At 64.0% G+C, this 22120-nt stretch carries 24 protein-coding genes; 17 read left to right on the top strand and 7 right to left on the bottom strand.

From position 1 onward, the window contains the following. Nucleotides 1–49: 49 nt before the first annotated feature. Both AC07SZ_RS13890 and AC07SZ_RS13885 read right to left on the bottom strand, forming a co-directional pair. Complete coding sequence (locus AC07SZ_RS13890; protein ID WP_081294951.1) at nucleotides 50–1192, bottom strand: benzoate/H(+) symporter BenE family transporter; 1143 nt, start codon at nucleotides 1190–1192, stop codon at nucleotides 50–52. Nucleotides 1193–1194: 2 nt separating this feature from the next. Beyond that, nucleotides 1195–1965, bottom strand: a complete 771-nt coding sequence (locus AC07SZ_RS13885; protein WP_056568995.1) for an alpha/beta hydrolase — start codon at nucleotides 1963–1965, stop codon at nucleotides 1195–1197. Nucleotides 1966–2185: 220 nt separating this feature from the next. On the opposite strand from AC07SZ_RS13885, the gene infC reads away from it, so the two are divergent. From infC to AC07SZ_RS13845, 8 genes are all read left to right on the top strand, one after another. After that, the gene (infC, locus tag AC07SZ_RS13880; protein WP_010912915.1) at nucleotides 2186–2722 is read left to right on the top strand and encodes a translation initiation factor IF-3; all 537 of its coding nucleotides are present in this window, start codon (nucleotides 2186–2188) and stop codon (nucleotides 2720–2722) included. A gap of 224 nt (nucleotides 2723–2946) precedes the next feature. After that, complete coding sequence (locus AC07SZ_RS13875; protein WP_056568993.1) at nucleotides 2947–3573, top strand: methyltransferase family protein; 627 nt, start codon at nucleotides 2947–2949, stop codon at nucleotides 3571–3573. A gap of 182 nt (nucleotides 3574–3755) precedes the next feature. Beyond that, a complete protein-coding gene (rpmI, locus tag AC07SZ_RS13870) occupies nucleotides 3756–3959 on the top strand; it encodes a 50S ribosomal protein L35 (RefSeq protein ID WP_006201248.1) in 204 nt (67 codons plus the stop codon). Nucleotides 3960–4051: 92 nt separating this feature from the next. After that, nucleotides 4052–4453 carry a 50S ribosomal protein L20 gene (gene rplT / locus AC07SZ_RS13865; protein ID WP_006201247.1) on the top strand — a complete coding sequence of 134 codons (402 nt, stop codon included), beginning with the start codon at nucleotides 4052–4054 and terminating at the stop codon, nucleotides 4451–4453. A 194-nt stretch (nucleotides 4454–4647) separates the two neighbouring features. Further along, the gene (gene pheS, locus AC07SZ_RS13860; RefSeq protein WP_056570312.1) at nucleotides 4648–5700 is read left to right on the top strand and encodes a phenylalanine--tRNA ligase subunit alpha; all 1053 of its coding nucleotides are present in this window, start codon (nucleotides 4648–4650) and stop codon (nucleotides 5698–5700) included. Further along, complete coding sequence (locus AC07SZ_RS13855) at nucleotides 5697–6119, top strand: GFA family protein (RefSeq protein WP_172371183.1); 423 nt, start codon at nucleotides 5697–5699, stop codon at nucleotides 6117–6119. The genes pheS and AC07SZ_RS13855 overlap by 4 nt, the downstream gene beginning before the upstream one ends. Further along, the gene (gene pheT, locus AC07SZ_RS13850; RefSeq protein WP_494914664.1) at nucleotides 6116–8524 is read left to right on the top strand and encodes a phenylalanine--tRNA ligase subunit beta; all 2409 of its coding nucleotides are present in this window, start codon (nucleotides 6116–6118) and stop codon (nucleotides 8522–8524) included. Before AC07SZ_RS13855 ends, pheT begins: the two co-directional genes overlap by 4 nt. A gap of 103 nt (nucleotides 8525–8627) precedes the next feature. Continuing rightward, nucleotides 8628–9230, top strand: a complete 603-nt coding sequence (locus tag AC07SZ_RS13845) for a nucleotidyltransferase family protein (RefSeq protein WP_494914663.1) — start codon at nucleotides 8628–8630, stop codon at nucleotides 9228–9230. Nucleotides 9231–9327: 97 nt separating this feature from the next. Here the strand turns inward: AC07SZ_RS13845 and AC07SZ_RS13840 are convergent, their stop codons facing one another. Continuing rightward, a complete protein-coding gene (locus AC07SZ_RS13840) occupies nucleotides 9328–10323 on the bottom strand; it encodes an aldo/keto reductase (protein ID WP_494914662.1) in 996 nt (331 codons plus the stop codon). A gap of 97 nt (nucleotides 10324–10420) precedes the next feature. On the opposite strand from AC07SZ_RS13840, the gene AC07SZ_RS13835 reads away from it, so the two are divergent. From AC07SZ_RS13835 to dapA, 9 genes are all read left to right on the top strand, one after another. Beyond that, a complete protein-coding gene (locus tag AC07SZ_RS13835; protein WP_494914661.1) occupies nucleotides 10421–11311 on the top strand; it encodes a LysR family transcriptional regulator in 891 nt (296 codons plus the stop codon). 266 nt (nucleotides 11312–11577) lie between these two features. Next, nucleotides 11578–12150: a cytochrome b gene (locus tag AC07SZ_RS13830; RefSeq protein WP_494914660.1), complete on the top strand. Its 573-nt coding sequence runs from the start codon at nucleotides 11578–11580 to the stop codon at nucleotides 12148–12150. Between the two features lie 68 nt (nucleotides 12151–12218). Then, entirely contained in the window at nucleotides 12219–12794 is a 576-nt protein-coding gene (locus tag AC07SZ_RS13825) for a YceI family protein (protein ID WP_494914659.1), read from the top strand. A gap of 259 nt (nucleotides 12795–13053) precedes the next feature. After that, entirely contained in the window at nucleotides 13054–14040 is a 987-nt protein-coding gene (locus AC07SZ_RS13820; protein ID WP_494914658.1) for a Gfo/Idh/MocA family protein, read from the top strand. 77 nt (nucleotides 14041–14117) lie between these two features. Next, nucleotides 14118–15776, top strand: a complete 1659-nt coding sequence (locus tag AC07SZ_RS13815) for an FAD-binding dehydrogenase (protein WP_494914657.1) — start codon at nucleotides 14118–14120, stop codon at nucleotides 15774–15776. Between the two features lie 202 nt (nucleotides 15777–15978). After that, nucleotides 15979–16170 carry a hypothetical protein gene (locus tag AC07SZ_RS13810; protein ID WP_494914656.1) on the top strand — a complete coding sequence of 64 codons (192 nt, stop codon included), beginning with the start codon at nucleotides 15979–15981 and terminating at the stop codon, nucleotides 16168–16170. 16 nt (nucleotides 16171–16186) lie between these two features. Beyond that, nucleotides 16187–16408, top strand: coding sequence for a hypothetical protein (locus AC07SZ_RS13805; RefSeq protein WP_494914655.1), 222 nt, complete (start codon nucleotides 16187–16189; stop codon nucleotides 16406–16408). A 38-nt stretch (nucleotides 16409–16446) separates the two neighbouring features. Continuing rightward, nucleotides 16447–16845 (top strand): hypothetical protein, encoded by a 399-nt coding sequence (locus AC07SZ_RS13800; protein ID WP_494914654.1) that lies wholly within the window; start codon nucleotides 16447–16449, stop codon nucleotides 16843–16845. An 11-nt stretch (nucleotides 16846–16856) separates the two neighbouring features. Then, nucleotides 16857–17810, top strand: coding sequence for a 4-hydroxy-tetrahydrodipicolinate synthase (gene dapA, locus AC07SZ_RS13795; RefSeq protein WP_494914653.1), 954 nt, complete (start codon nucleotides 16857–16859; stop codon nucleotides 17808–17810). Here dapA and AC07SZ_RS13790 read toward each other — a convergent pair. The 4 genes from AC07SZ_RS13790 to AC07SZ_RS13775 all read right to left on the bottom strand — a co-directional run bounded on the left by AC07SZ_RS13790 (nucleotide 17769) and on the right by AC07SZ_RS13775 (nucleotide 22120). Next, complete coding sequence (locus AC07SZ_RS13790) at nucleotides 17769–18089, bottom strand: hypothetical protein (protein WP_056568953.1); 321 nt, start codon at nucleotides 18087–18089, stop codon at nucleotides 17769–17771. The genes dapA and AC07SZ_RS13790 overlap by 42 nt on opposite strands. Before the next feature lie 139 nt (nucleotides 18090–18228). Beyond that, nucleotides 18229–19158, bottom strand: coding sequence for an alpha/beta hydrolase (locus tag AC07SZ_RS13785; RefSeq protein ID WP_494914652.1), 930 nt, complete (start codon nucleotides 19156–19158; stop codon nucleotides 18229–18231). Nucleotides 19159–19266: 108 nt separating this feature from the next. Further along, nucleotides 19267–20049 (bottom strand): carnitinyl-CoA dehydratase, encoded by a 783-nt coding sequence (locus AC07SZ_RS13780; protein ID WP_172371195.1) that lies wholly within the window; start codon nucleotides 20047–20049, stop codon nucleotides 19267–19269. Then, nucleotides 20042–22120, bottom strand: a complete 2079-nt coding sequence (locus tag AC07SZ_RS13775; protein ID WP_494914651.1) for an acetate--CoA ligase family protein — start codon at nucleotides 22118–22120, stop codon at nucleotides 20042–20044. The genes AC07SZ_RS13780 and AC07SZ_RS13775 overlap by 8 nt, the downstream gene beginning before the upstream one ends.

Here is a 22120-nt window from a genome sequence, read left to right as displayed (position 1 = left end):
CGGCGATTCAAGACAAGGTCCGCCAAAACCGGACAAGCTTCTGAAATGATTATCGCTTTTTGAGCATGTCGAGGAAAAGCACGCCCAAGCCGGCAATCAGCCCCCAGAACGCGGCGCCGACGCCGAACAGTGTCAGCCCCGAGGCGGTGACGACAAACGTGACGGTGGCGGCCATCCGGTGGGCCTCGTCCTTGAGCGCGATCGCCAGCGCGTTGGCGAGCGAGGCCATCAACGCAAGCCCGGCCACCAGCACGATCAGGCTCTGCGGCAGGACGGCGAAGATCGCCACCAGCGAGGCACCGAAGATCGCGAAGACGAGATAGGCGAGCGCATAGAACGGCCCGGTCTTCCAGCGCTCGGCGGGGTCGGGATGAACGTCCGGCCCGGTGCAGATTGCCGCCGAGATTGCCGCCAGATTGGTGGTCGAGCCGCCGAACGGCGCCGACAGCAAAGAAAACAGGCCGGTGACGCCGATCAGCGGGCCGGGCTCCGGGTGGTAGCCGGCGGCGCGCAACACGGCGAGGCCAGACAGGTTCTGCGACGCCATGGTGACGAGATAGAGCGGTAGCGCCAGGCCAATCATCGCCTTGGCGGTGAAGTCAGGTGCAATCAGCGCCAGTGTCGACAGCTCGGGTGTCGGCAGGCCGCCGACACGGCCGGAGAGAAACGCGGCGAGACCGCCGCCGATCAGCACCGCCAGTACCGACAGCGCCGGATTGAACAGCCGGATGATGAAGAACGCCGCGATCAGGGGCAGGATCAGCCAGGGGTCGACGGGAACGGTCTTGACCGCATTGATGGCGAAGGTGACGACGATGCCCGCCAGCATGCCTGAGGCGACCGAGGGCGGTATCCTGGAGATCAATTGCGTCAACGGCCGAAACAGGCCAGTGGCGATCAACAGGATGGCGGTGACGACGAAGGCGGCGACGGCCTCGCCGATCGAAAAGCCGGTCGAGGCAGCCATCAGCGCCAGGCCCGGCGTCGACCAGGCGGTGATGACAGGCATCTTCGTGCGCCAGGACAGCCACAGGCTTTCGACCGCCATGGCCAGGCAAATCGTCGTCACCCAACTCGCCGTCTGGATTTGCGTCGCACCGACCGCGTGGGCGGCGGCAATGACGATGGCCAGCGTGCCGCCGAAGCCGACGATGGCCGCGACAAAGGCCGAGATCGGGATGGAAAGGCGCATTCTCACTTGCCCCGCCCGGCCATGTCACCGACCGCCCGCACCAGCATGTCGAGATCCTGCGGCCGCGACAGGCGATGATCGCCGTCGGGAATGAGCGACAGCGTGACATCGTCGGCCGGCAGCAAGCTGACCAGCTTCAGCGCATGGCTCGACGGCACGTCCGCATCGGCCAGGCCCTGCAGGATGTGAACCGGGCAATGGGTGTCGATCGGACCGGTCATCACCCGGTTGGCGCGCCCATCCTCGATCAATGCGCGCGTGTAGATATAGGGCTCCGTGGAATAGTCGGAGGGCTCGGCGAAGAAGCCCTTTTCGGCGAGGTCGTGCTTCTGCGCGGGGGTCAGCACCGGTTCGACCAGCTCGGCGGTAAAATCCGGCGCCGGCGCCAGCAGCACCAGGCCGACGACGTTTGCGTCACCCGCCTTGCGCAATTCCTGCACCATGCGCAGCGCGATCCAGGCGCCCATGGACGAGCCGACCAGGATCTGGCTGCCGCTGGCGAAATGCCGGAACACGGCGAGGCTTTGCGAAAGCCATTTCGAAATCGTGCCGTCGGCAAAGGCGCCGTCGGATTCACCGTGGCCTGAATAGTCATGGCGCAGGAAGGCGCGGCCTTCCCTTGCCGCCCAGTCCGACAGCGTCTGCGCCTTGGTGCCCAGCATGTCCGACTTGTAGCCGCCCAGCCAGACAATGCCGGGCGTCGAACCCGCCATATGGCGCACCGCGATGCGAGATCCATCGATATCGAGAAAGGTCGGAGGCGTGACGGTCATGGCTTTTCCTCGGGCCCCTCTTTTGGCACGGCGTTCTTGTGGCACGGCCACGGGCGTGGCGAAAAGTGCTCGCACCGTTTCTTTGTTTGGTGCAGGCCAGCGATCAGGGTGATTTTCTGTCAATGCTGTGCTATTGACTCCGCCCGCGCGCTCACCACATTGGCGCGTCCACGCATCAGACTGACAAATCCTGAACGAAACGGCCAAGGAGACCACGACCATTCGCAGACCTTTCAAAGCAGCGGCGCCGACCAAGGATGGGCCGCGCTCCAACCGTGACATCCGGGTTCCCCGGGTCCAGCTTATCGACGCCGAAGGCCAGAACCGCGGCGATGTCTCCATAAACGACGCATTGCTGCTCGCCGAAGAGGCTGGGCTCGATCTCGTCGAGATATCGCCCAATGCGGTGCCGCCCGTCGTAAAAATTCTCGATCTCGGCAAGTTGAAATACGCCAACCAGAAGAAGGCGGCCGAGGCGCGCAAGAACCAGAAGGTCATCGAGATCAAGGAGATCAAGATGCGCCCCAACATCGACAGCCATGACTACGAGACCAAGATGAAGGCGGTTCGCCGCTTCTTCGAGGAAGGCGACAAGGTCAAGCTGACGCTGCGCTTCCGTGGCCGCGAAATGGCGCATATGGAGCTCGGCATGCAGCTCCTGAACAAGGTTCGCGAGGAAGTGGCTACCATCGCCAAGGTCGAGGCGGAGCCGAAACTCGAAGGCCGCCAGATGATGATGGTGCTGGCGCCGCGCTAGGCGGATATTTCGCGGAACCTGCCTGGATCACGATAAGGTTAGGCGCCGTCATCACGCTCTAAATCCGCCTGAATTGTGCTACAGGGCGTCCCGACGATCGGCGGGACGCCTGTTTCTTGGCGAAAGCCGCGATCGCCGGCTTTGTTTTTATGCATGTCGTCCTCCCAAAACCGGGGCCATTTTTGGACGACATGCCATAGGCTCCTCGACGATCGGATATCCCCTTGGACAATGAAGTGAAATACGGGCTGGGCAACTACCAGCAGATGCGCCGGCTGGTACTTGCCGTGCTTGTGGTGGTGCTGTTTCTGGCGCTGCTGTTCGGCCAGTCGACCTTCCCGCCCGACACGCCGGTGCATGAAACGATCGAGATGTTCGGCGTGCTCTTGATTTTCCTCGGCATCGTCGGGCGCCTTTGGGCGACGCTGTATATAGGCGGGCGCAAGTCGTCCGAAGTCGTGACGGGCGGGCCTTATTCGATCACCCGCAATCCGCTCTACGTATTCTCGACCGTGGCCGCGGCTGGTGTCGGCGCCCAGATCGGCTCGTTCTCCGGCATTATCCTCTTTGCGCTGCTCTGCGCCGGGGCCTTCCACATCGTCATCCTGCGCGAGGAGAAGTTCCTCAAGGAAGCGCTCGGCGCGCCGTATGCGGCCTATCTGGCGCGGGTACCGCGCTTCTTCCCGAAGCTTTCCCTATACCAGGAGGGCGATACGGGCAGCTTCAAGCCGCGCCTGCTGTTGACCACGCTGCTCGACGGCCTGGTGTTCCTGATCGCGCTGCCGGCCTTCGAACTGATCGATGGCGCCCAGCAGTCGGGCATGCTGCCGGTGTGGTTCACGCTCCCCTGACAAAAGACAGAGCGTCGCACGGCGTCGGGTGTTGCGTACAAGTCGTGTTTGACGTATAGGACCGCCGTTCAAGAAAACCGCCCGGCAGGGCATGCCGTGGCGGTTTCATTTGCTTTTCGGGCTTTGGTCGGCCCGGAGCGAACAAGAAGCGCGATAGTGCGCCAACAATACGGAGTAGCAAAATGCCCAAGATGAAGACCAAGTCGGCCGCCAAGAAGCGGTTCAAGATCACAGGTACGGGTAAAGTCCTGTCGGCTGCGGCCGGCAAGCGTCACGGCATGATCAAGCGTTCCAACAAGTTCATTCGAAATGCCCGCGGCACGATGGTTCTGGCTGAACCGGATGGCAAGAAGGTCATCAAGAATTTTCTGCCGAACGGCCTCTAAGGCATTCGGTCCGGACACGCAGTAGTTTTACGCAATTCCGAACGGAAAACCGCAAGACACTTTCCTGGAATTGCTTTTAAGGAGATCATGACATGGCACGCGTAAAAAGAGGCGTCACCTCGCACGCCAAGCACAAGAAGGTCCTGAAAGCCGCGAAAGGCTTCTACGGCCGCCGCAAGAACACCATCCGCATCGCCAAGCAGGCGGTGGAAAAGTCGCTGCAGTACGCCTACCGCGACCGCAAGAACCGCAAGCGCTCGTTCCGCGCGCTGTGGATCCAGCGCATCAACGCCGCGACCCACGAGCATGGCCTGACCTATGGCCGCTTCATCGACGGCCTCAACAAGGCCGGCATCGAGATCGATCGCAAGATCCTGTCCGACATGGCCATCCATGAGCCGCAGGCTTTCGCCGCGCTCGTAGCCAAGGCCAAGGTCGCGCTCGAATATCTGAAGAACACCACGCCGAACGCTTTTGAAAGCGCTGTCGCCTAAGACCAGCGCTTCCCAAGCATTCGCAATTCTGATTTTGGGGAACCCGCGCTGGCACGGCTGGCGCGGGTTCTTTTGTCTCTGATGCCTGAACTTTCAACTTAAAAGTGACTCTCACTTTAAAGTCGACTTCCAACGTAGCGAGTTTGACCGTGAACGACGCAACCAGTGGCCTGGATACGCTCGAAAATTCCCTGATGGCCGATATCGCATCGGCCGCCGACGAGCCGGCCATCGAGGCCGTGCGCATCGCTGCCTTCGGCAAGAAGGGCACCGTGTCCGAGATGCTGAAGACGCTTGGCGCCATGACCGCCGAGGAGCGCCAGATCAAGGGCCCTGTCATCAACGGCCTCAAGAACCGGGTCACCGAGGCGCTGACGGCCCGCAAGGCCGAATTGAAGGACGTGGCGATCGCCGCCCGGCTGGCCGCCGAAAAGGTCGATGTGACGCTGCCGGTGCGGCAGTCGCCGGCCGAGCGCGGCCGTATCCATCCGATCAGCCAGGTGATCGACGAGATCGCCGCGATCTTCGGCGATCTCGGCTTCGCGATCGCCGAAGGTCCCGATATCGAGACCGACTATTACAATTTCACCGCGCTGAATTTCCCGGAAGGCCATCCGGCGCGCGAGATGCACGACACCTTCTTCTTCCAGCCGGACGAGAGGGGCGAGCGCAAACTTTTGCGCACCCACACCTCGCCGGTGCAGATCCGCACCATGGAGAAGCAGAAGCCGCCGATCCGCATCGTCATTCCGGGCAAGACCTATCGCCAGGATTCCGACGCCACCCACTCGCCGATGTTCCACCAGGTCGAGGGGCTGGTGATCGACAAGACGGCCAACGTCGCCAACATGAAGTGGGTTCTCGAAGAGTTCTGCAAGGCGTTCTTCGAGGTGCCTTCGGTCAAGATGCGCTTCCGCCCGTCCTTCTTCCCGTTCACCGAGCCCAGCCTCGAGGTCGACATCCAGTGCGACCGGTCGCGGCCCGGCGAAGTGCGCTTCGGCGAAGGCTCCGACTGGATGGAGATCCTCGGCTGCGGCATGGTGCACCCCAATGTGCTGCGCGCCGGCGGGCTCGATCCCGACGAGTATCAGGGCTTTGCCTGGGGCATGGGCATCGACCGCATCGCCATGCTGAAATACGGCATGCCGGACCTGCGCGCCTTCTTCGACGCGGACGTGCGCTGGCTGTCGCATTACGGCTTCCGGCCGCTCGACATGCCGACGCTGTTCGGCGGCTTGAGCGCATGACAGCGCTCCACATCGGCGGCTGCCGCTGCGGCGCCGTGCGGTTCGAGGCTTCGGTCGAGCCGCACCACGTCAGCTATTGCCATTGCGGCGATTGCCGGCGGGCCAGCGGCGCGCCGGTATCGGCCTTTGTCGGCTTCCTGGTCGACCAGGTGGCGTTTACCGGCAAGGCGCTGAAGATGTACGAGAACGGCCCGGTGACGCGCTCCTTCTGCGGCGTCTGCGGCTCGCCCATCGCCTATGTCGACGAGCGGCTGGAAGACGACATCTACTTCATGCTTGGCGCCATGGACATGCCGGCCGATTTCAGGCCGACGCTGCATGCCTATGTCAGCGAGCAGCTTCCCTTCCTGCATATGTCCGACGACTTGCCCAGACATCTGAAAACAAGCGTCAAAAGACCAGACGGAACAGTCCCATGAAATTCACCCTCTCCTGGCTCAAGGATCATCTCGAGACCGACGCCACGCTCAACGAGATCGTCGAGCGGCTGACCTCGATCGGCCTCGAGGTCGAGCATGTCGACGACAAGTCGAGCCTGAAACCCTTCGTCATCGCCAAGGTGCTGACGGCGGTGCAGCACCCCGATGCCGACCGGCTGCGCGTGCTGACCGTCGATACGGGCGACGGCAAGGCACCTGTCCAGGTGGTGTGCGGCGCGCCCAATGCCCGCGCGGGCCTGATCGGCGCCTTCGCCGCACCGGGCACCTATGTGCCCGGCATCGACGTGACGCTGACGGTCGGCAAGATCCGTGGCGTCGAAAGCCATGGCATGATGTGTTCCGAGCGCGAGCTGGAACTGTCCGACGAGCACAACGGCATCATCGACCTGCCCGAAGATGCGCCTGTCGGCACCAGCTTTGCGTCCTATGCGCATCTCGACGATCCGGTGATCGAGATCAATCTGACGCCGAACCGGCCCGATGCCACCAGCGTCCATGGCATCGCCAGGGACCTGGCGGCGAGCGGGCTCGGCACACTGAAAAGCGCTGCGGTCGAAGCGATCCCCGGCAAGGGCGAGACGCCGGTCAAGGTGGTGATCGAGGCGCCGGAGCTTTGCCCGGGTTTCGCCTTGCGCCTCGTGCGCGGTGTCAAGAATGGACCGTCACCGAAATGGCTGCAGCAAAGGCTGATCGCCATTGGTCTCAGGCCGATCAGCGCGCTGGTCGACATCACCAATTACGTCACCTTCGATCGCGGCCGGCCGCTGCATGTGTTCGATGCCAGGAAGGTCGCCGGCAACCTCGTTGTGCGCCGCGCGCGCGACGGCGAGAAGGTGATGGCGCTCGATGGCCGCGAATACACGCTGACATCAGACATGTGCGCCATCGCTGACGACAACGGCGTCGAATCGATCGCCGGCGTGATGGGCGGCGAACATTCCGGCTGCGACGAGAGCACGACCGACGTGCTCATCGAATCGGCGCTCTGGGATCCGATCACCACCGCGCGCACCGGCCGCACGCTCGGCATCATCACCGATGCCCGCTATCGTTTCGAGCGCGGTGTCGACCCTGAATTCATGGTGCCCGGCGTGGAGCTGGCGACCAGGCTTGTGCTCGATTTCTGCGGCGGAGAGCCGGCCGAGACGGAGGTCGTCGGCTATGCCGGCCACAAGCCCAAGATCGTCTCCTTCCCGTTGTCGGAAGTGACGCGGTTGACCGGTATCGAAGTGCCCAAGGCGGAAAGCCTCGACATCCTGTCGCGCCTCGGCTTCAAGCCGCAGGGCTCGGGCGATGTCGTCGATGTGGCGGTGCCGTCCTGGCGCCCCGATGTCGATGGCAAGGCGGACCTGGTCGAAGAGGTGATGCGCATCCACGGCGTCGACAACATCGCGCCGCAGCCGCTCGGCGCGCATGACGCGGTCAATTCCAAGATCCTGACCACGCTGCAAGTCCGCACCCGCACCGCCAAGCGGGCGCTTGCCGTGCGCGGCATGATGGAAGCCGTCACCTGGTCGTTCATCCCGGCCAAGCATGCCGAGTTGTTCGGCGGCGGCCAGACGGCGCTGAAACTCGCCAACCCGATCGCCGCCGACATGTCCGACATGCGGCCGTCGCTGCTGCCGGGGCTGATCGCAGCCGCGCAGCGCAATGCCGACAAGGGTATTGGCGACGTGGCGCTGTTCGAGGTGTCGGGCACCTATGAGGGCGACGGCGCCGACCAGCAGCGGCGCGTGGCCGCCGGCGTGCGCCGCGGCACCGCCAAGCTCGACGGCTCAGGCCGCAACTGGGCCGGCAATTCAGGCCCGGTCGGCGTGTTCGACGCCAAGGCGGATGCGATCGCGGCACTGGAAGCCTGCGGCGCGCCGGTCGAGCGGCTGCAGATCGAGGCGGGCGGACCGTCATGGTACCATCCCGGCCGCTCCGGCACGATCAAGCTCGGGCCAAAGACCGTGCTCGGCACGTTCGGCGAGTTCCATCCCAAGACGATGGAAGGGCTCGACGTTTCCGGGCCGCTATGCGGCTTCGAAGTGTTCGTCGATGCCGTGCCGGAGCCAAAGGCCAAGCCAACGAAAACCAAGCCGAAGCTGGAACTCTCCGCCTTCCAGGCGGTGAAGCGCGACTTCGCCTTTGTCGTCGACAAAGCGATCGAGGCCGGTACTCTGGTGCGCGCAGCACTTGCCGCCGACAAGAAGCTGATCACTGGCGTTTCGGTCTTCGACATCTTCGAAGGCGCGTCGCTCGGCGAGGGCAAGAAGTCCATCGCCATCGAGGTGGCGATCCAGCCGGTAGAGAAGACGCTGACCGACGAGGATTTCGAGGCGCTGGCCAAGCGCATCGTCGAGAATGTCGGCAAGCAGACGGGTGGCGTGCTGCGCGGGTAGAACTCTCTGTCTTGACGCAATTCCGGACGGAAAACCGTCTTGCACTTTTCCTGGAATTGCTCCGAAACTTGCGGGCAGATGGCGAATCGTCCTCCAAAGGGCGATGGACCATCTGCGCTATTCCGGGCTGCCGTTCGAAGCACAACGCGAGGCGTTTCTCGAAATCGTGTCGGGGGACCCGCTGGTCGGCGACGCGCTGGCGCGGGCTCGCTCGCTGGCGCTGCCAGACTGGCTGATCGTCTCCGGCGCGCTCTACAATAGCGTCTGGAACCATCTGACGGGCAAGCCGTCGGGCTACGGCATCAGGGATATCGACCTCTTTTATTTCGACGACAGCGACCTGTCCTATGAGGCCGAGGATGCTGTCATCCGCCGAGCGGCGCGGCATTTCGAGGGGCTGGCGCTGCCGGTCGAAGTGCGCAACCAGGCGCGGGTGCATCTGTGGTATCCGCAGAAATTCGGCCAGCCCTGCCCGCGCTATACGAGCGCGAGCGAACCCATCAGCCATTTTGCCTCGAGGACGCATGCGGTCGGGGTGCGCTACGATGCCGGCGGGCAGCTTGAGCTGGTGGCGCCGTTCGGGCTCGACGATGTCTTCTCGTTCCGTATCACGCCGAACCGGGTGATGGACAATCAGCGGACGCATGAGGCGAAGGGGGCGCGGGCGAGGGAATGCTGGCCGGAGATTGGTGTGGTGGCTTGGTAGGAGTTGCCGGAATGTCGGCGCGAGGCGCCCCCCTCTGCCCTGCAGGACAGAGGGGGCGCTGTCCCGCCAGCATCTCAAAACAAGCTGATGCTGAAGGTCACCCATTCACCAGCGCCAACAACTCCTCCGTATAGCGCTTGCCCATCACCTTATCCGGCGACAGCGCGTCACCAATCGCCGCCACCTCAGCCGCACTCAGTTCGATGTTCGCCGCCGCCGTGTTCTGCTCGAGATGGCGGATCTTTCGCGCGCCGGGGATCGGGACGATGAAATCGCCTTGGTGCAGCACCCAGGCGAGCGCCAGCTGCGCCGGGGTGACGCCCTTTTCAGCCGCCATCCCTTCCAGCGTGGCGACAACCTTGGCGTTGGCTTCCATGGCCTCGGCCTGGAAGCGCGGCAAGATGCGGCGCCAGTCGCCATCGTCAAGCGTTTCGGGCTTGGCGATGGTGCCGGTCAAAAGGCCACGGCCGAGCGGGCTGTAGGGGACGAAGCCGATGCCGAGTTCGCGGCAGACGGCGAACACCTCCTGTTCCGGGTCGCGGCTCCACAGCGAATATTCGCTCTGCACGGCCGCGATCGGATGAACGGCATGCGCCCGGCGGATGGTCGCGGCACTTGCCTCCGACAGGCCGAGCGCGCGCACCTTGCCCTCGCGCACCAGCTCGGCCATGGCGCCGACCGTGTCCTCGATCGGCACGTTGGGGTCGACACGGTGCTGGTAGTAGAGGTCGATGACATCGGTGCCGAGCCGCTTTAGCGAGGCCTCGGCGACCGCCTTGACGTGCTCGGGACGGCTGTCGACGCCGGCCATGCGGTCGGTGCCGGTGCCTTCCTCCAGGATCTTGAAGCCGAATTTGGTGGCGATGGTCACCTTCTCGCGCACCGACTTCAGCGCCTTGCCGAGCAGGATCTCATTCTCGTAGGGGCCATAGACTTCGGCAGTGTCGAAGAAGTTGACGCCGATCTCGACGGCGCGCCGCAAGGTGGCGATCGCCTCGGCCTCCGGCTGACCGCCATAACCAAAACTCATGCCCATGCAGCCGAGACCGACGGGGAAGACTTCGAGTTCAGTTCCTAATTTGCGGGTTTGCATCACGAGATCTCCTTGTTGTGATGCCGCCGATGTAGCGTCTTGCGCCATGCTCGATAATCGGTTCATCTATGCACGGGTCGTTCTAAGAAATAGATCAATGAACCGAGCGCATCTTTCACAGCTGGCGGTGCTGGCAACCGTCGCCCAATGCGGCAGTTTTCGCGGCGCGGCCAGGGAATTGGCTATCGCGCCGTCGGCGGTCAGCCATGCGGTGTCCAGCCTGGAAGCGCGACTTGGCGTGCGGCTGCTGGCGCGCAGCACGCGCAGCGTGGCGCCGACCGAAGAGGGGGCGCAATTGCTGGAGCGTTTGCGCCCGGCCCTTTCCGAGATCGACCTGGCGCTGGAGACGGCGGTCGAGGCGCGCGACCGGCCGGCCGGGAATCTGAGGCTCAGCGTGCCGCGCACGGCAGCGCATCTGGTGCTGACGCCCAAGCTGGGCGCCTTTGCATCGGCCTATCCCGACATCGTGCTGGAGATCGTCATCGAGGATCGCTTCACCGATGTTGTCGAAGGTGGCTTCGACGCCGGTGTGCGGCTCGGCGAGAGCCTGCAGCGCGACATGATCGCGGTGCGCATCGGGCCGCACATGCGCGGCGCGGTGGTCGGCGCGCCATCCTATTTCGCGGCCATGCCGAGACCGCATCACCCGCACGACCTTGCCGACCATCGCTGCATCCGCTTCCGCTTCTCCAGCGGCATCCTCTACCGCTGGGAATTCGAAAAGGGCGGCGAGGAAATCGAGATCGCCGCGCAAGGGCCGCTGATCCTCGACGAGGACCATCTGATCGCGCAAGCTGCGGTCGACGGCGCCGGGCTCGCCTTCGTCTTCGAGGACTATGTTCGCGCCCCGCTCGCCGATGGCAGGCTGATCCGCGTACTGGACGACTGGTGTCCACCTTTCGACGGGTTCTTCGTCTATTATCCCAGCCGCCGGCAGATGCGCCCGGCGCTGCGGGCTTTCGTTGATTTCTTCAAGGTGAGTGGGTAGAACGACGGTGCAGAGCAATCGCTGCAATCGGGTGCATTCCTTATCAAGGCTAGTGCTGCCCCTCACCTGCCCGCCGGCATCCTCTCTCCGTAAACGGGGCGAGGGACGCTCTCATCGATGATTTCGCCAATCACCAAGGTTGGGGAAAGAGCACTGCGGGCGCCACTGCCCCCTTTCGCCCCGTTTACAGGGAGAAATGCCCGGCGGGCAATGAGGGGCAGCGCTGCCGTCGGGAAGAAAGCGTAGTTCGGCGGCGTTCGCCTTCCATGCAAACCTCCATCACCAACACGCCAACCCGCTACGGCTGGGCGACGATCCTCCTTCAGTGGCTGATCGGGATCATCTTCATCGGCCAGTTCGTGCTCGGTTTCATCATGGTGCGGCTGACCAGCCAACGCACCGCCTTCGAGCTGATCCAGTTGCACAAGTCCCTCGGCTTTCTGCTGCTTGGCCTTATCATACTGCGCATCGCCTGGCGGCTCGGCAACGTGGCGCCGCCCTTGCCGCCATCGGTCGGCGCGCTGGAGCGGCGTACGGCGCCGCTCGCGCATCTGGCGCTCTATGCCTTCCAGGTCGCCTTGCCCTTGTCAGGCTGGGCGCTGGTTTCGGTGTCGACGCTGGAAATCCCGACCATGCCGTTCAACCTGTTCGTAATGCCCAACCTGCCTTTGGCGGAATCCGATAGCGCGGAAAGCTTCTGGGCGGCGGCGCACTGGTATCTCGCCTATGCCGGCATCGCGCTTGTCGCGCTGCATGCCGCCGCCGCCCTGCGCCACCATTTCCTGCTGCGCGACAGCGTGCTCACGCGCATGATCACGCCTTCGTCAGGCAGGGAATAGAGCGGGCGGTTCGCTCGTTTGTGGGGTGAGGACGCTAAACGCGTTGCCTCCAGGAAAGGATCGATCCCATGCATGCGCGCATCCTTGGATTCGCGGCTCTTGCCGCATGCCTAGCCGTGCCCGCCACTGCTGCGGTGGCGCTGAGTGACGCCGCCGGCAGCTACACGATCAGCCCGGCAGGCTCCAGCATCCGTTTCACCATAGGCAAGGCCGGCGGCGGCGGCTTCGATGGCGCCTTCGCCCGCTTCAAAGGCACGATCCGCATCGACAACGGAGATATCGGCCATTCGAAAGTCGATCTGACCATCTATCCGGAAAGCGTCGGTACCGGCCAGAGCCGTATCGATGCCTTCCTGCGCTCCGACGCGGTGTTCGACGCGGCCAACAGCCCGGAGATCCAGTTCCGCTCGACCAGCGTGACCCGCACCGGTGATACATCAGCCCTGGTCACCGGCAGGCTGACGGCACGCGGCAAGACGTTTCCGGAAAAATTCACTGCCGAACTCGCTGGGTTGAAGGCTGGCACGATAAAATTCCATGTCACCGGCAAGGTGCTGAGGTCACGCTACGGCATGGATGTCGGTACGCCGCTCTATTCCAACATCGTCGATTTCGACATGACGCTGGCGGGCAAGCGGAGCTGAGTCTCCACTTCGCGCATCCCTGGAGGTTCGTCATTCCAGGGCGAAGCTCCGTCGCGGAGACCCTGGAATCCATGCCGTGGCGAACAAGCGTTGCAGCGCTCCAGATTCTGCACCATTGCAACCTTCGGCCGAGGTCACGGCATGGATCCTCGGGTCAAGCCCGAGGATGACGAAGGCGCTTTGTGATCCGCGTCCGCGATTGGCTTTTCTCCGAAATTGGGGCACACCTCCATCGATATAGTCGAGATGGAGAAGCGTCATGTTCCGATGGGGTGTGTTGTCGACGGCCAAGATCGGCCGCGAGCAGTTGTTGCCGGCAATCGTCGAGGCGGAGAACGGCGTGCTTTCGGCGATTGCCAGCCGCGACCTGTCGAAGGCCAAGGCCCTGGCCGAGCGTTTCGGCGCCCGCCACGCCTTCGGCTCCTATGAGGAACTGCTCGCCTCCAAGGACATTGACGGCGTCTACATTCCGCTGCCGACATCGCAGCATGTCGAATGGGCGGCCAAGGCGATCGAGGCGGGAAAACATGTGCTGGTCGAGAAGCCGCTGGCGCTCGACGCCAAGGACATTCTCCCCCTGATCAAGCTTCGTGACCAGAAGAAGGTGCTGGTCTGCGAGGCCTTCATGGTCATCTACCATCCGCAATGGATCAAGGTGCGCGACCTTATCGCCAGCGGCGCCATAGGCCGGCTGCGCCACGTGCAAGGCGCGTTCTCCTACTACAATGTCGACCCCAACAACATGCGCAACCAGCTCGATCTCGGCGGCGGCGCGCTGCCCGATATCGGCGTTTACCCGACAGTGTCGACGCGGTTTTCGACCGGCAAGGAGCCTGGCCGCGTCCAGGCGACGATCGAGCGCGACAAGAAATTCGGCACCGACATCTATTCCTCGATCCGCGCAGATTTCGGCGATTTCGAGCTGTCCTTCTATTTGTCGACGCAGATGGCGGCGCGCCAGGTAATGGTGTTCCACGGCGAGAAGGGTTTCATCGAGGTCTTTTCCCCGTTCAATGCCGGGCTCTATGACCATCACCGCGTCGAATTGCACAACCAGAACCACACCGAAGCGCAAGTGTTCCGCTTCCCCGGCACGCAGCAGTACCGGCTGGAGGTCGAAACATTCGCGCGGGCGGCGCAGGGCGGCAAGGAACGTGTTTTCACGCTGGAGGAGTCCGTGCTCAACCAGAAGGTCATCGATGCCATCTTCCGCGCCGGCGGCAAGGACGGCTGGGAGGCCGTCTAACTCTTGCTTGACGCAATTCCGGACGGAAAACCCCTTGCGCCTGGAATTGCGTTGACCGGCTAATTCCTGGAGGAGAGATGGCTGACGACGCGGACGTGATCATTGTCGGCGCCGGCCTTGCCGGGCTGGTTGCCGCCGCCGAGCTTGCCGAGGCCGGCAAGAAGATCATCATCGTCGACCAGGAGCCGGAGCAGTCGCTCGGCGGCCAGGCGTTCTGGTCGTTCGGTGGCCTTTTCCTCGTCGATTCACCCGAGCAACGGCGCATGCGCATCCGCGATTCGCATGATCTGGCGCTCGAGGACTGGATGGGCACCGCCGCCTTCGACCGGCCGGAGGATTTCTGGCCGCGCAAATGGGCGGAGGCCTATGTCGGTTTCGCCGCCGGCGAGAAACGTTCCTGGCTGATCGAGCGCGGCCTGAAGTTCTTTCCTGTCGTCGGCTGGGCCGAGCGCGGCGGCGGCAACGCGATCGGCCACGGCAATTCGGTGCCACGCTTCCACATCACCTGGGGCACCGGTCCCGGCGTGCTCGAACCTTTTGTACTGCGCGTGCGCGAGGCGCAAAAGCGTGGATTGGTCAGCTTCAGGTTCCGCCACCGCGTCAATGAACTTACACAGACGGGCGGCGTCGTGACCGGTGTGCGCGGCGACATCCTTGAGCCGAGCACGGTCGAACGCGGCCACAAGAGCTCGCGCCAGGTATCAGGCGAATTCGAGCTGCATGCGCAAGCGGTGATCGTCGCCTCCGGCGGCATCGGCGGCAACCATCAGCTGGTGCGGGAAAACTGGCCCAAGCGGTTGGGTGCCGCGCCGAAGCGCATGATCGCTGGCGTGCCCGACCATGTCGACGGCCGCATGCTGGCGATCACCGAAGCTGCCGGCGGTTCGATCATCAACCGCGACCGTATGTGGCACTATGTCGAAGGCATCAGGAACTGGGCGCCGATCTGGACCGAGCATGCGATCCGCATCCTGCCCGGTCCGTCCTCGCTATGGCTCGATGCCAGGGGAAAACGCCTGCCGGTGCCGCTCTATCCCGGTTTCGACACGCTGGGCACGCTCAGCCATATCATGAGCACCGGCTTCGACTATTCCTGGTTCATCCTGACCAGGAAAATCATCCAGAAGGAGTTCGCGCTGTCGGGCTCCGAGCAGAACCCGGACCTGACCGGCAAGAGCTGGCGCCAGGTGCTCGGCCGCGCGACATCGGGAATACCGGGTCCGGTGAAAGCCTTCATGGAGAAGGGCGAAGACTTCATCGTCGAAGCCGACCTTTCGAAACTGGTCGCGCGCATGAACGCGCTGGCCGGCGGCGAGCCGCTGCTCGAGCTTGCCCAGGTCGAGCGCGAGATCCGCGCCCGCGACCGGCAACTCGACAATCCGTTCTCCAAGGACATGCAGATTACCGCATTGCGCGGCGCCCGCGCCTATCTCGGCGACAAGCTCATCCGCACGGCCAAGCCGCACAAGATGCTCGACCCGGCGAACGGCCCGCTGATCGCGGTGCGGCTCAACATCCTGACCCGCAAGACGCTGGGCGGCCTGCAGACCGATCTTGACAGCCGCGTGCTGGGCGCCGATGGCCAACCGGTCGCCGGTCTCTATGCCGTTGGCGAGGCCGCCGGCTTCGGCGGCGGCGGCGTGCATGGCTATGCCGCGCTTGAAGGCACATTCCTCGGCGGCTGCATCTTCTCCGGCCGCAGCGCCGGCCGGGCGGCGGCCGCCTCGCTGGCGTGAACGGCGCCAACGTGGCCTTTTTTTCCAGCTTGGGCTTCTTATACGCCCGAGTGATAAACATATGACTTTTTTATATTTTTCAGATTTCGTCCGCCTCGAATACAAATGCCGATGCTTTTATCTTTCCGAGTGCAGCCGGTGCTGAGCCGCTGCAGGCGGCCGTCACCTTGTGGCGGCGGTACCAGAAAGAAGGAAGTCTTCGATGTTCCTCTCAGACGGGCTCTATCTACCCACTCATCGTCCGCTGCCGGCGTCGCAGCTCGAACAGATGAAGCGTGCGACCAACAACGAGCGCCGGCCGGGCAGCCTGGTCGCGCCGTTCACACCGGCATGGTGGCTGCTGGTCGTCGGCGCCTTGCTGGCCGCCGCCGCTATCGCCGCCCAGCTTTCCTGAGAAGCAGGGGATGACCATGCAAATTACACCCATTCCCCCTGACGGAAACGCCGTTCACCGCTTCGTCGTCGGGCGCGATGGCGAAGGCCACTGGATCGCTCGCGACGAAGAAGGCCTGACCGGCGGCGTTTTTGCCGACAAGAATTCCGCTGTCCGCTTCGCCACGATGGAGAGCGGCCATCGGGCCGGCGCGATACGCTTTGCCCCGGCAAGTGTGCGGCTTTCCCTGTTCAACTGAGCCGCGCCTTGTTCCGAACTGATCGGAACGATCTGGCCATGGACAATTCCAACACCATTGCTGGCGCCAACAGCGCCGACCTCGCCGGATTGCTCGATCGCCTGCCGCATGTCGGCAGGCTGCTCGAACACCAGCTTTGGGAGGCGGCACGCGCCCTGTCGCTCGACAGATCATCCCGCCAAGGGCGGCGATTTGCCGGCCTGATGGAGGCTGGCGCTACGCTCGATGCCATCCTCCTGCTGGTCGCCGTGTCGAAGCCGGAACGTTCGGTATCGGCCATCAGCAAGATCGGCGAGCGCTGGTTTTGCTCCATTCAAATCACGTCCGCGGGAACAACGGCCGGGGCGGACCACATCGATCTGGCCGCCGCGCTGCTGTCGGCCCTGCTTTCCTCGCATGTCAAAAAGACGGTGCCTTCAGAAACTCATCCAGGATGACTTTGATTGCCATGACACCAGAACAAGCCCGAATGCGCCTGACCGGAGCGATGACCGCGCTGGTAACGCCGTTCACCGACGGCGAGGTCGATCTGAAGCAGCTGACCGCGCTGTTACGCTGGCAGATCGAACAAGGGATCAACGGGCTGGTCCCATGCGGCACCACAGGTGAGGCCCCCACCCTGTCGTGGGAGGAGCGCCTCGACATCATTGCGCTGTGCGTGAAGATCGCCGCCGGCAGGGTGCCTGTTATCGCCGGAACCGGCACGAACAGCACCGAGACGACAATCGCCTTTTCGACAGCCGCCGAGGCCTTTGGCGCCGATGCCGCTCTCATCGTGACGCCCTACTACAACAGGCCGAGCCAGGAAGGGATCTTTCGCCATTTCGAGGCGGTCGCTGCCAAGGTCAGGATACCGATCATCATCTACAATGTGCCGGCGCGAACCGGCGTCGACCTGTCCGAGGAGACGCTCGGACGCCTGGCGCAGATCCCAACCATCATCGGCATCAAGGACGCAACCGGCGATGTGAGCCGGCTATCCATGCTTCCGGCTGTGCTCAGGCGCCGCTTCATCTGCCTCTCCGGCCACGACGCGACGTCGTTCGGCTTCAACACGATGGGCGGCCGTGGAACGATCTCGGTGATCTCCAATATCGCGCCGCGACTGTGCGTCGAGATGCATGATGCGTGCAGGCAGGGCGACCATCACACCGCGCGCGCCATCCATCATCGCCTGCGGCCGCTGATCGCGGCATTGGAGCTTGAGAGCAATCCGGTGCCGGTCAAATATGCAATGAGCCTGGCGCTGGGCATGAGCGCCGATGTGCGTTTGCCGCTGACTCCGGTTCGTCCTGAAACCGAGACCGCGATACGCGAGGCCATGCTGGGCCTGAACGGGAGCATCGCCGGCGCCGTGCAATCAAGACCGGTGCCGGCCTCGCCCGTGCCGTGGCGGCCTTGACGAAGGCGCCTTGCTGTCAACGGCATAGACCAGCCCCGGCTGGACGATCCATTCCCCGGTGCGGAGCGCTTCGACATCGAAGCGCCCGCTGCGGTCGCGAGGTGCAACGCCGACAAAACGGTATTGCAGTCCACTCGCATCGACGACGATATCGGCGATCGGATGATCTGCGAGCCGCCCGATGATCTTCCCCTTTTCCCTGAGATTTGCCAGGACGAAATACTCCGTCGGCACCCTTTGGCTGGCCCCGGAGGTCAGCCAGGCTGAATGTGATTTCATGGTCGTCTGAAGCCAGTTTGTTGATCGGGCCTCAGTCAGGCAGCGGCCCGGAACTACATAATCGCTGGCCGCATAGGAATTCGAGAGGAGGTTTTGGCCTGAATTATATACGCCGCATATGTCCTGGCAGTCCGTGAGGTCAGGCGCCCCGTCCGAGCGCAGCGATCGCGTCGACGATCCGCGTGAAACTTTCGCGAGCGCGACCGACCGTGTGCCGGGCCCTGAGGTAGCCATGCACCAGACCCGGCTCCTCGAACCAGGTGGCCCGCCCGCCCGCCGCGATGATCCGGTCGCGATAGGTCTCGCCGTCGGAAGACAGCGGATCGCACTCGGCGGTGATCAGTACCGTCGGCGGCAGGTTGGCGAAATCGGTGTCCGCCAGCGGCGAGAGTGTTACGTCGCCGGCCAGGTCCGCGCCACCGGTGCGGATATGTTTGTAGAATTCGAGATCGCGCATGGTCAGCATCGGCGCTTCGGCATGCGTGACATAGGAACCTTTCGAGCGATCGCCGCCAAGGCCGGGATAGATCAGCACCTGGCCCACCGGCCGTTTCGCGCGGCCGCGCGTGGCGTGCGCAACGGCGGCGCAGAGATTGCCGCCGGCACTGTCGCCGCAGAGCAGGATGGGGCGGTCGCGGGTGGACGCAACCCATGCGAAGGCGCTCATCGCGTCGTCGAAGGCGGCGGGGTGCAGATGCTCCGGCGCCAGCCGGTAATCGACCGAGACAACCTCATGGCCGGTGCGGGCGCAAAGCTCGGCGCAGACATCGTCATGGCTGTCCAGCCCGCCAAGAATGAAGCCGCCGCCATGGATGTAGAGCACTGTCGCCGTCGGTTGCGGAGCGCTTCGGTAGATGCGGATCGGGATTTCGTGCGTGGTCGTTGCAATGGTTGAGGTTTCGACCGCCACGCCCTCGGGATAGCCGGCAAAGAATTCGCGGCACATGCGGTCATAGATCTCGCGCTGCTGCGCGATTGTGTAGTCGATCGTATCGGGCGGATAGTAGGAATTGGTCCGCTCGATGAAGGCCGAGGTCTCGGCGTCAATGAGTTTCGTGTAGTCGGTCATGGAACTCCTTCCCCCCCCTTGATGGAGGAGGTCACCGCGGTGGGGGTGACGGCGCTTCACCCACCCCGGACCTTCGATCCGACCCTCCCATAACGGGGGTAAGGTGGCTCACTTCCCCTTCCACACCGGATCACGCTTTTCGGCGAAGGCGCGGAAACCTTCCATATTGTCTTCGGAGCCGTAGAGCGCATCAACCGTCGCCAACTGGCGGCGCGTCACCTTGTTCATGGCGTCCTGGAAGGTCAGCGCTTCGGCCACGCGTGCCGTCTCCTTGATCGCCGCAAACACCAGCGGCGGACCGCTGGCCAGCAGGCGGGCGATCTCCCAGACGCGATCCTCGAGCTTTTCCCTGGGTAGCACCTCGTTGACCAGACCCCAGCGGTGCGCCTCGGCGACATCCATCCAGCGTCCGGTAAGCAGGAGATCCATGGCGACATGGTAGGGGATGCGCTTGGGCAGCTTGATCGTCGCCGCATCGGCCAGCGTGCCGGCGCGAATCTCCGGCAGCGCGAAGGAAGAGTGATCGGAGGCGTAGATGAGGTCGCAGGACAGCGCCAGTTCGAAGCCACCGCCGACCGCCATGCCGTTGACGCAAGCGATGACCGGCTTGTTCAAGTCGCGCAATTCCTGCAGCCCGGCAAAGCCGCCGACACCGTAGTCGCCGTCGACCGCGTCGCCGCCGGCGGCCGCCTTCAGGTCCCAGCCGGCGCAGAAGAACTTGTCGCCCGCGGTCTTGACAATGGCGACGCGCAGTTCCGGATCGTCGCGGAACGCCTTGAAGGTTTCGCCCATCAACCGCGACGTCTTCAGGTCGATGGCGTTGGCCTTGGGCCGGTCGAGCGTGACCTCGAGGATCGAGCCTTCGCGGCGGGTCGAAATGACGTCAGACATTCTTGTTCTCTCCCAGCACCAGCAGCGCGTCGGCGATCCAGGCACCCTTGCCTTCGACGCAGACGATCAGCGGGTTGATGTCGAGTTCCTCGATCTCGCCGGCATTCTTCTGCACGAAGCCGGCAATGCCCGCGATGGCGTCGATGGCCGCCGCGACGTCGGCCTTCGGCCGGCCGCGATAGCCCTCGAGCAGCGGGAACAGCTTCAGGCCGCGCAGTGCCGCCTCGATGTCGTCGCGGGTCGCCGGGAGCATCAAGGTGACGCTGTCACGCAGCAATTCGACCAGGACGCCGCCGGTGCCGAGCGTCATGACCGCGCCGAACATCGGATCACGGGTGAAGCCGACAATCAGTTCGGCGACGCCGTCGCGCACCATGCGTTCGACATAGAGGCCGGTGCCGAGCGGCAGCAGATCATGTGCCGCCGTGCTGACGGATTCCGCGTCCTTGAGGTTGAGCCTGACGGCGCCGACCTCGGATTTGTGAGTGACGCCCAGCGCCTTCAGGGCGACGGGAAAGCCGAGCGCCATCGAGGAGATCACCGCTTCGACCGCATTGCCGGCACGCTCGCCCTTCGGCACGGGAAGCCCGGCCTTGATCAGCCGCGCCTTGGCTTCGGCCTCGTCAGGCGTGACATGCTCGCCGCCGGCGGCACCGGCGGCGGAGGTGTCGACCGGCTGCGCCTGCGGTTCAGCCCATGCCCAGCCGATGAAGGCCGCCGCGCCGGCGGCATCCATCGCCTCGGAAATGCCGAACAACGGCACCATGCCGCGCGCCATCAGTTCGGCGGTGTATTCCTCGGGCAGGTTCTCCGGTAGCGAGGAGACGATGGCGCCATGCGCCTTGTTGGTCTTCAGCGCCGATTCGAAGGCGCGCAGCGTCGCCCACCAGTCAGTGACCGAGCAGCGGTCCGGGCGCGGAAAGTCGAGCACCAGCATGTTGAGGTCGAAACCGCCCGACACCATGGCGGTGAAGGTGGCGGTCATCGCCGGCTCGTTGTTCCAGATGAAGGTGTGATAATCCAATGGGTTGGCGACCGCGACCAGTGGCCCGAGCGTCGATTTGACATGAGCGCGGTGCTGTTCCGTCAGGACCGGGAAGTTGACCCAGCGCCCTTCGGCGCTGTCTGCCATGACGGAGGCTTCGCCGCCCGAACAGCTCATCGACGACAGGCGATAGCCGGGCAGCGGACCGGTGATGTGCAGCAGCTTCAGCGCCTCGATGAAGGCCGGGATGGAATCGACGCGGGCAATGCCAAGCCGCCTCAGAAAGGCGCCCGAGGCCGCGTCCGAGCCGGCGAGCGAGGCTGTGTGCGAGACGGTCGCCTGCCGTGCCTGCTCGGAACGACCGACCTTCATGGCGATGATCGGCTTCTTCAGTTCGCGCGCGCGTGTCGCCAGCCGTTCGAAGCCGGCTACGGAGTCAAAAGCCTCGATGTGCAGGCCGAGCGAGGTCACCCGTTCATCCTCGATCAGGCCGAGCGCCATCTCGGACAGGCCGGTCTGCGCCTGGTTGCCGGCGGTCATCAGGAAGGCGATCGGCAGGCCACGCTTCTGCATCGTCATGTTGATGGCGATGTTGGAGGACTGGGTGATGATGGCGACGCCCTTGCCGCCTTCCTCCAGCCTGATGCCGCCATGCTGGTCGGGCCACAAAAGCGCGCCGTCCGCATAGTTGATCAGGCCATAGCAGTTCGGGCCGATGATCGGCATCTGGCCGGCGGCCGCGACCAGCTCGGCCTGCAACCGTTCGCCATCGTCGTCATAGGCCTCGGTTTCGAGGAAACCGGCGGCAAAGCAGACGGCGCCACCGGCGCCGCGCTCGGCCAACGCCTTGACGACCTCGATGGTCAGATGGCGGTTGACGCCGACAAAGGCGGCATCCGGCGCGCCTGGAAGATCGGCAACCGAGCGATAGGCCTTGCGGCCGGCAACCTCGTCCTTGGTCGGATGCACAGGCCAGATTTCGCCGGCAAAGCCCATCTTGATCGATTGCGCGACGACGGCGGCGGCCTGCACGCCGCCGAAGACGGCGATGGATTTCGGGCGCAGGAGACGTTCGAGTTTATGCAT

Source organism: Mesorhizobium sp. GW821-FHT07A06, assembly GCF_059419085.1.
The sequence above is the reverse complement of the archived record's forward strand: the minus strand, read 5'-3'. Positions and strand labels throughout refer to the sequence as shown.

Coding starts and splice junctions, on each gene's coding strand:
- AC07SZ_RS13890 (WP_081294951.1), bottom strand. CDS start 1,192: ATGCGCCTTTCCATCCCGATCTCGGCCTTTGTCGCGGCCATCGTCGGC.
- AC07SZ_RS13885 (WP_056568995.1), bottom strand. CDS start 1,965: ATGACCGTCACGCCTCCGACCTTTCTCGATATCGATGGATCTCGCATC.
- rpmI (WP_006201248.1), top strand. CDS start 3,756: ATGCCCAAGATGAAGACCAAGTCGGCCGCCAAGAAGCGGTTCAAGATC.
- rplT (WP_006201247.1), top strand. CDS start 4,052: ATGGCACGCGTAAAAAGAGGCGTCACCTCGCACGCCAAGCACAAGAAG.
- pheS (WP_056570312.1), top strand. CDS start 4,648: ATGGCCGATATCGCATCGGCCGCCGACGAGCCGGCCATCGAGGCCGTG.
- AC07SZ_RS13855 (WP_172371183.1), top strand. CDS start 5,697: ATGACAGCGCTCCACATCGGCGGCTGCCGCTGCGGCGCCGTGCGGTTC.
- pheT (WP_494914664.1), top strand. CDS start 6,116: ATGAAATTCACCCTCTCCTGGCTCAAGGATCATCTCGAGACCGACGCC.
- AC07SZ_RS13845 (WP_494914663.1), top strand. CDS start 8,628: ATGGACCATCTGCGCTATTCCGGGCTGCCGTTCGAAGCACAACGCGAG.
- AC07SZ_RS13840 (WP_494914662.1), bottom strand. CDS start 10,323: ATGCAAACCCGCAAATTAGGAACTGAACTCGAAGTCTTCCCCGTCGGT.
- AC07SZ_RS13835 (WP_494914661.1), top strand. CDS start 10,421: ATGAACCGAGCGCATCTTTCACAGCTGGCGGTGCTGGCAACCGTCGCC.
- AC07SZ_RS13830 (WP_494914660.1), top strand. CDS start 11,578: ATGCAAACCTCCATCACCAACACGCCAACCCGCTACGGCTGGGCGACG.
- AC07SZ_RS13825 (WP_494914659.1), top strand. CDS start 12,219: ATGCATGCGCGCATCCTTGGATTCGCGGCTCTTGCCGCATGCCTAGCC.
- AC07SZ_RS13820 (WP_494914658.1), top strand. CDS start 13,054: ATGTTCCGATGGGGTGTGTTGTCGACGGCCAAGATCGGCCGCGAGCAG.
- AC07SZ_RS13815 (WP_494914657.1), top strand. CDS start 14,118: ATGGCTGACGACGCGGACGTGATCATTGTCGGCGCCGGCCTTGCCGGG.
- AC07SZ_RS13810 (WP_494914656.1), top strand. CDS start 15,979: ATGTTCCTCTCAGACGGGCTCTATCTACCCACTCATCGTCCGCTGCCG.
- AC07SZ_RS13805 (WP_494914655.1), top strand. CDS start 16,187: ATGCAAATTACACCCATTCCCCCTGACGGAAACGCCGTTCACCGCTTC.
- AC07SZ_RS13800 (WP_494914654.1), top strand. CDS start 16,447: ATGGACAATTCCAACACCATTGCTGGCGCCAACAGCGCCGACCTCGCC.
- dapA (WP_494914653.1), top strand. CDS start 16,857: ATGACACCAGAACAAGCCCGAATGCGCCTGACCGGAGCGATGACCGCG.
- AC07SZ_RS13790 (WP_056568953.1), bottom strand. CDS start 18,089: ATGAAATCACATTCAGCCTGGCTGACCTCCGGGGCCAGCCAAAGGGTG.
- AC07SZ_RS13785 (WP_494914652.1), bottom strand. CDS start 19,158: ATGACCGACTACACGAAACTCATTGACGCCGAGACCTCGGCCTTCATC.
- AC07SZ_RS13780 (WP_172371195.1), bottom strand. CDS start 20,049: ATGTCTGACGTCATTTCGACCCGCCGCGAAGGCTCGATCCTCGAGGTC.
- AC07SZ_RS13775 (WP_494914651.1), bottom strand. CDS start 22,120: ATGCATAAACTCGAACGTCTCCTGCGCCCGAAATCCATCGCCGTCTTC.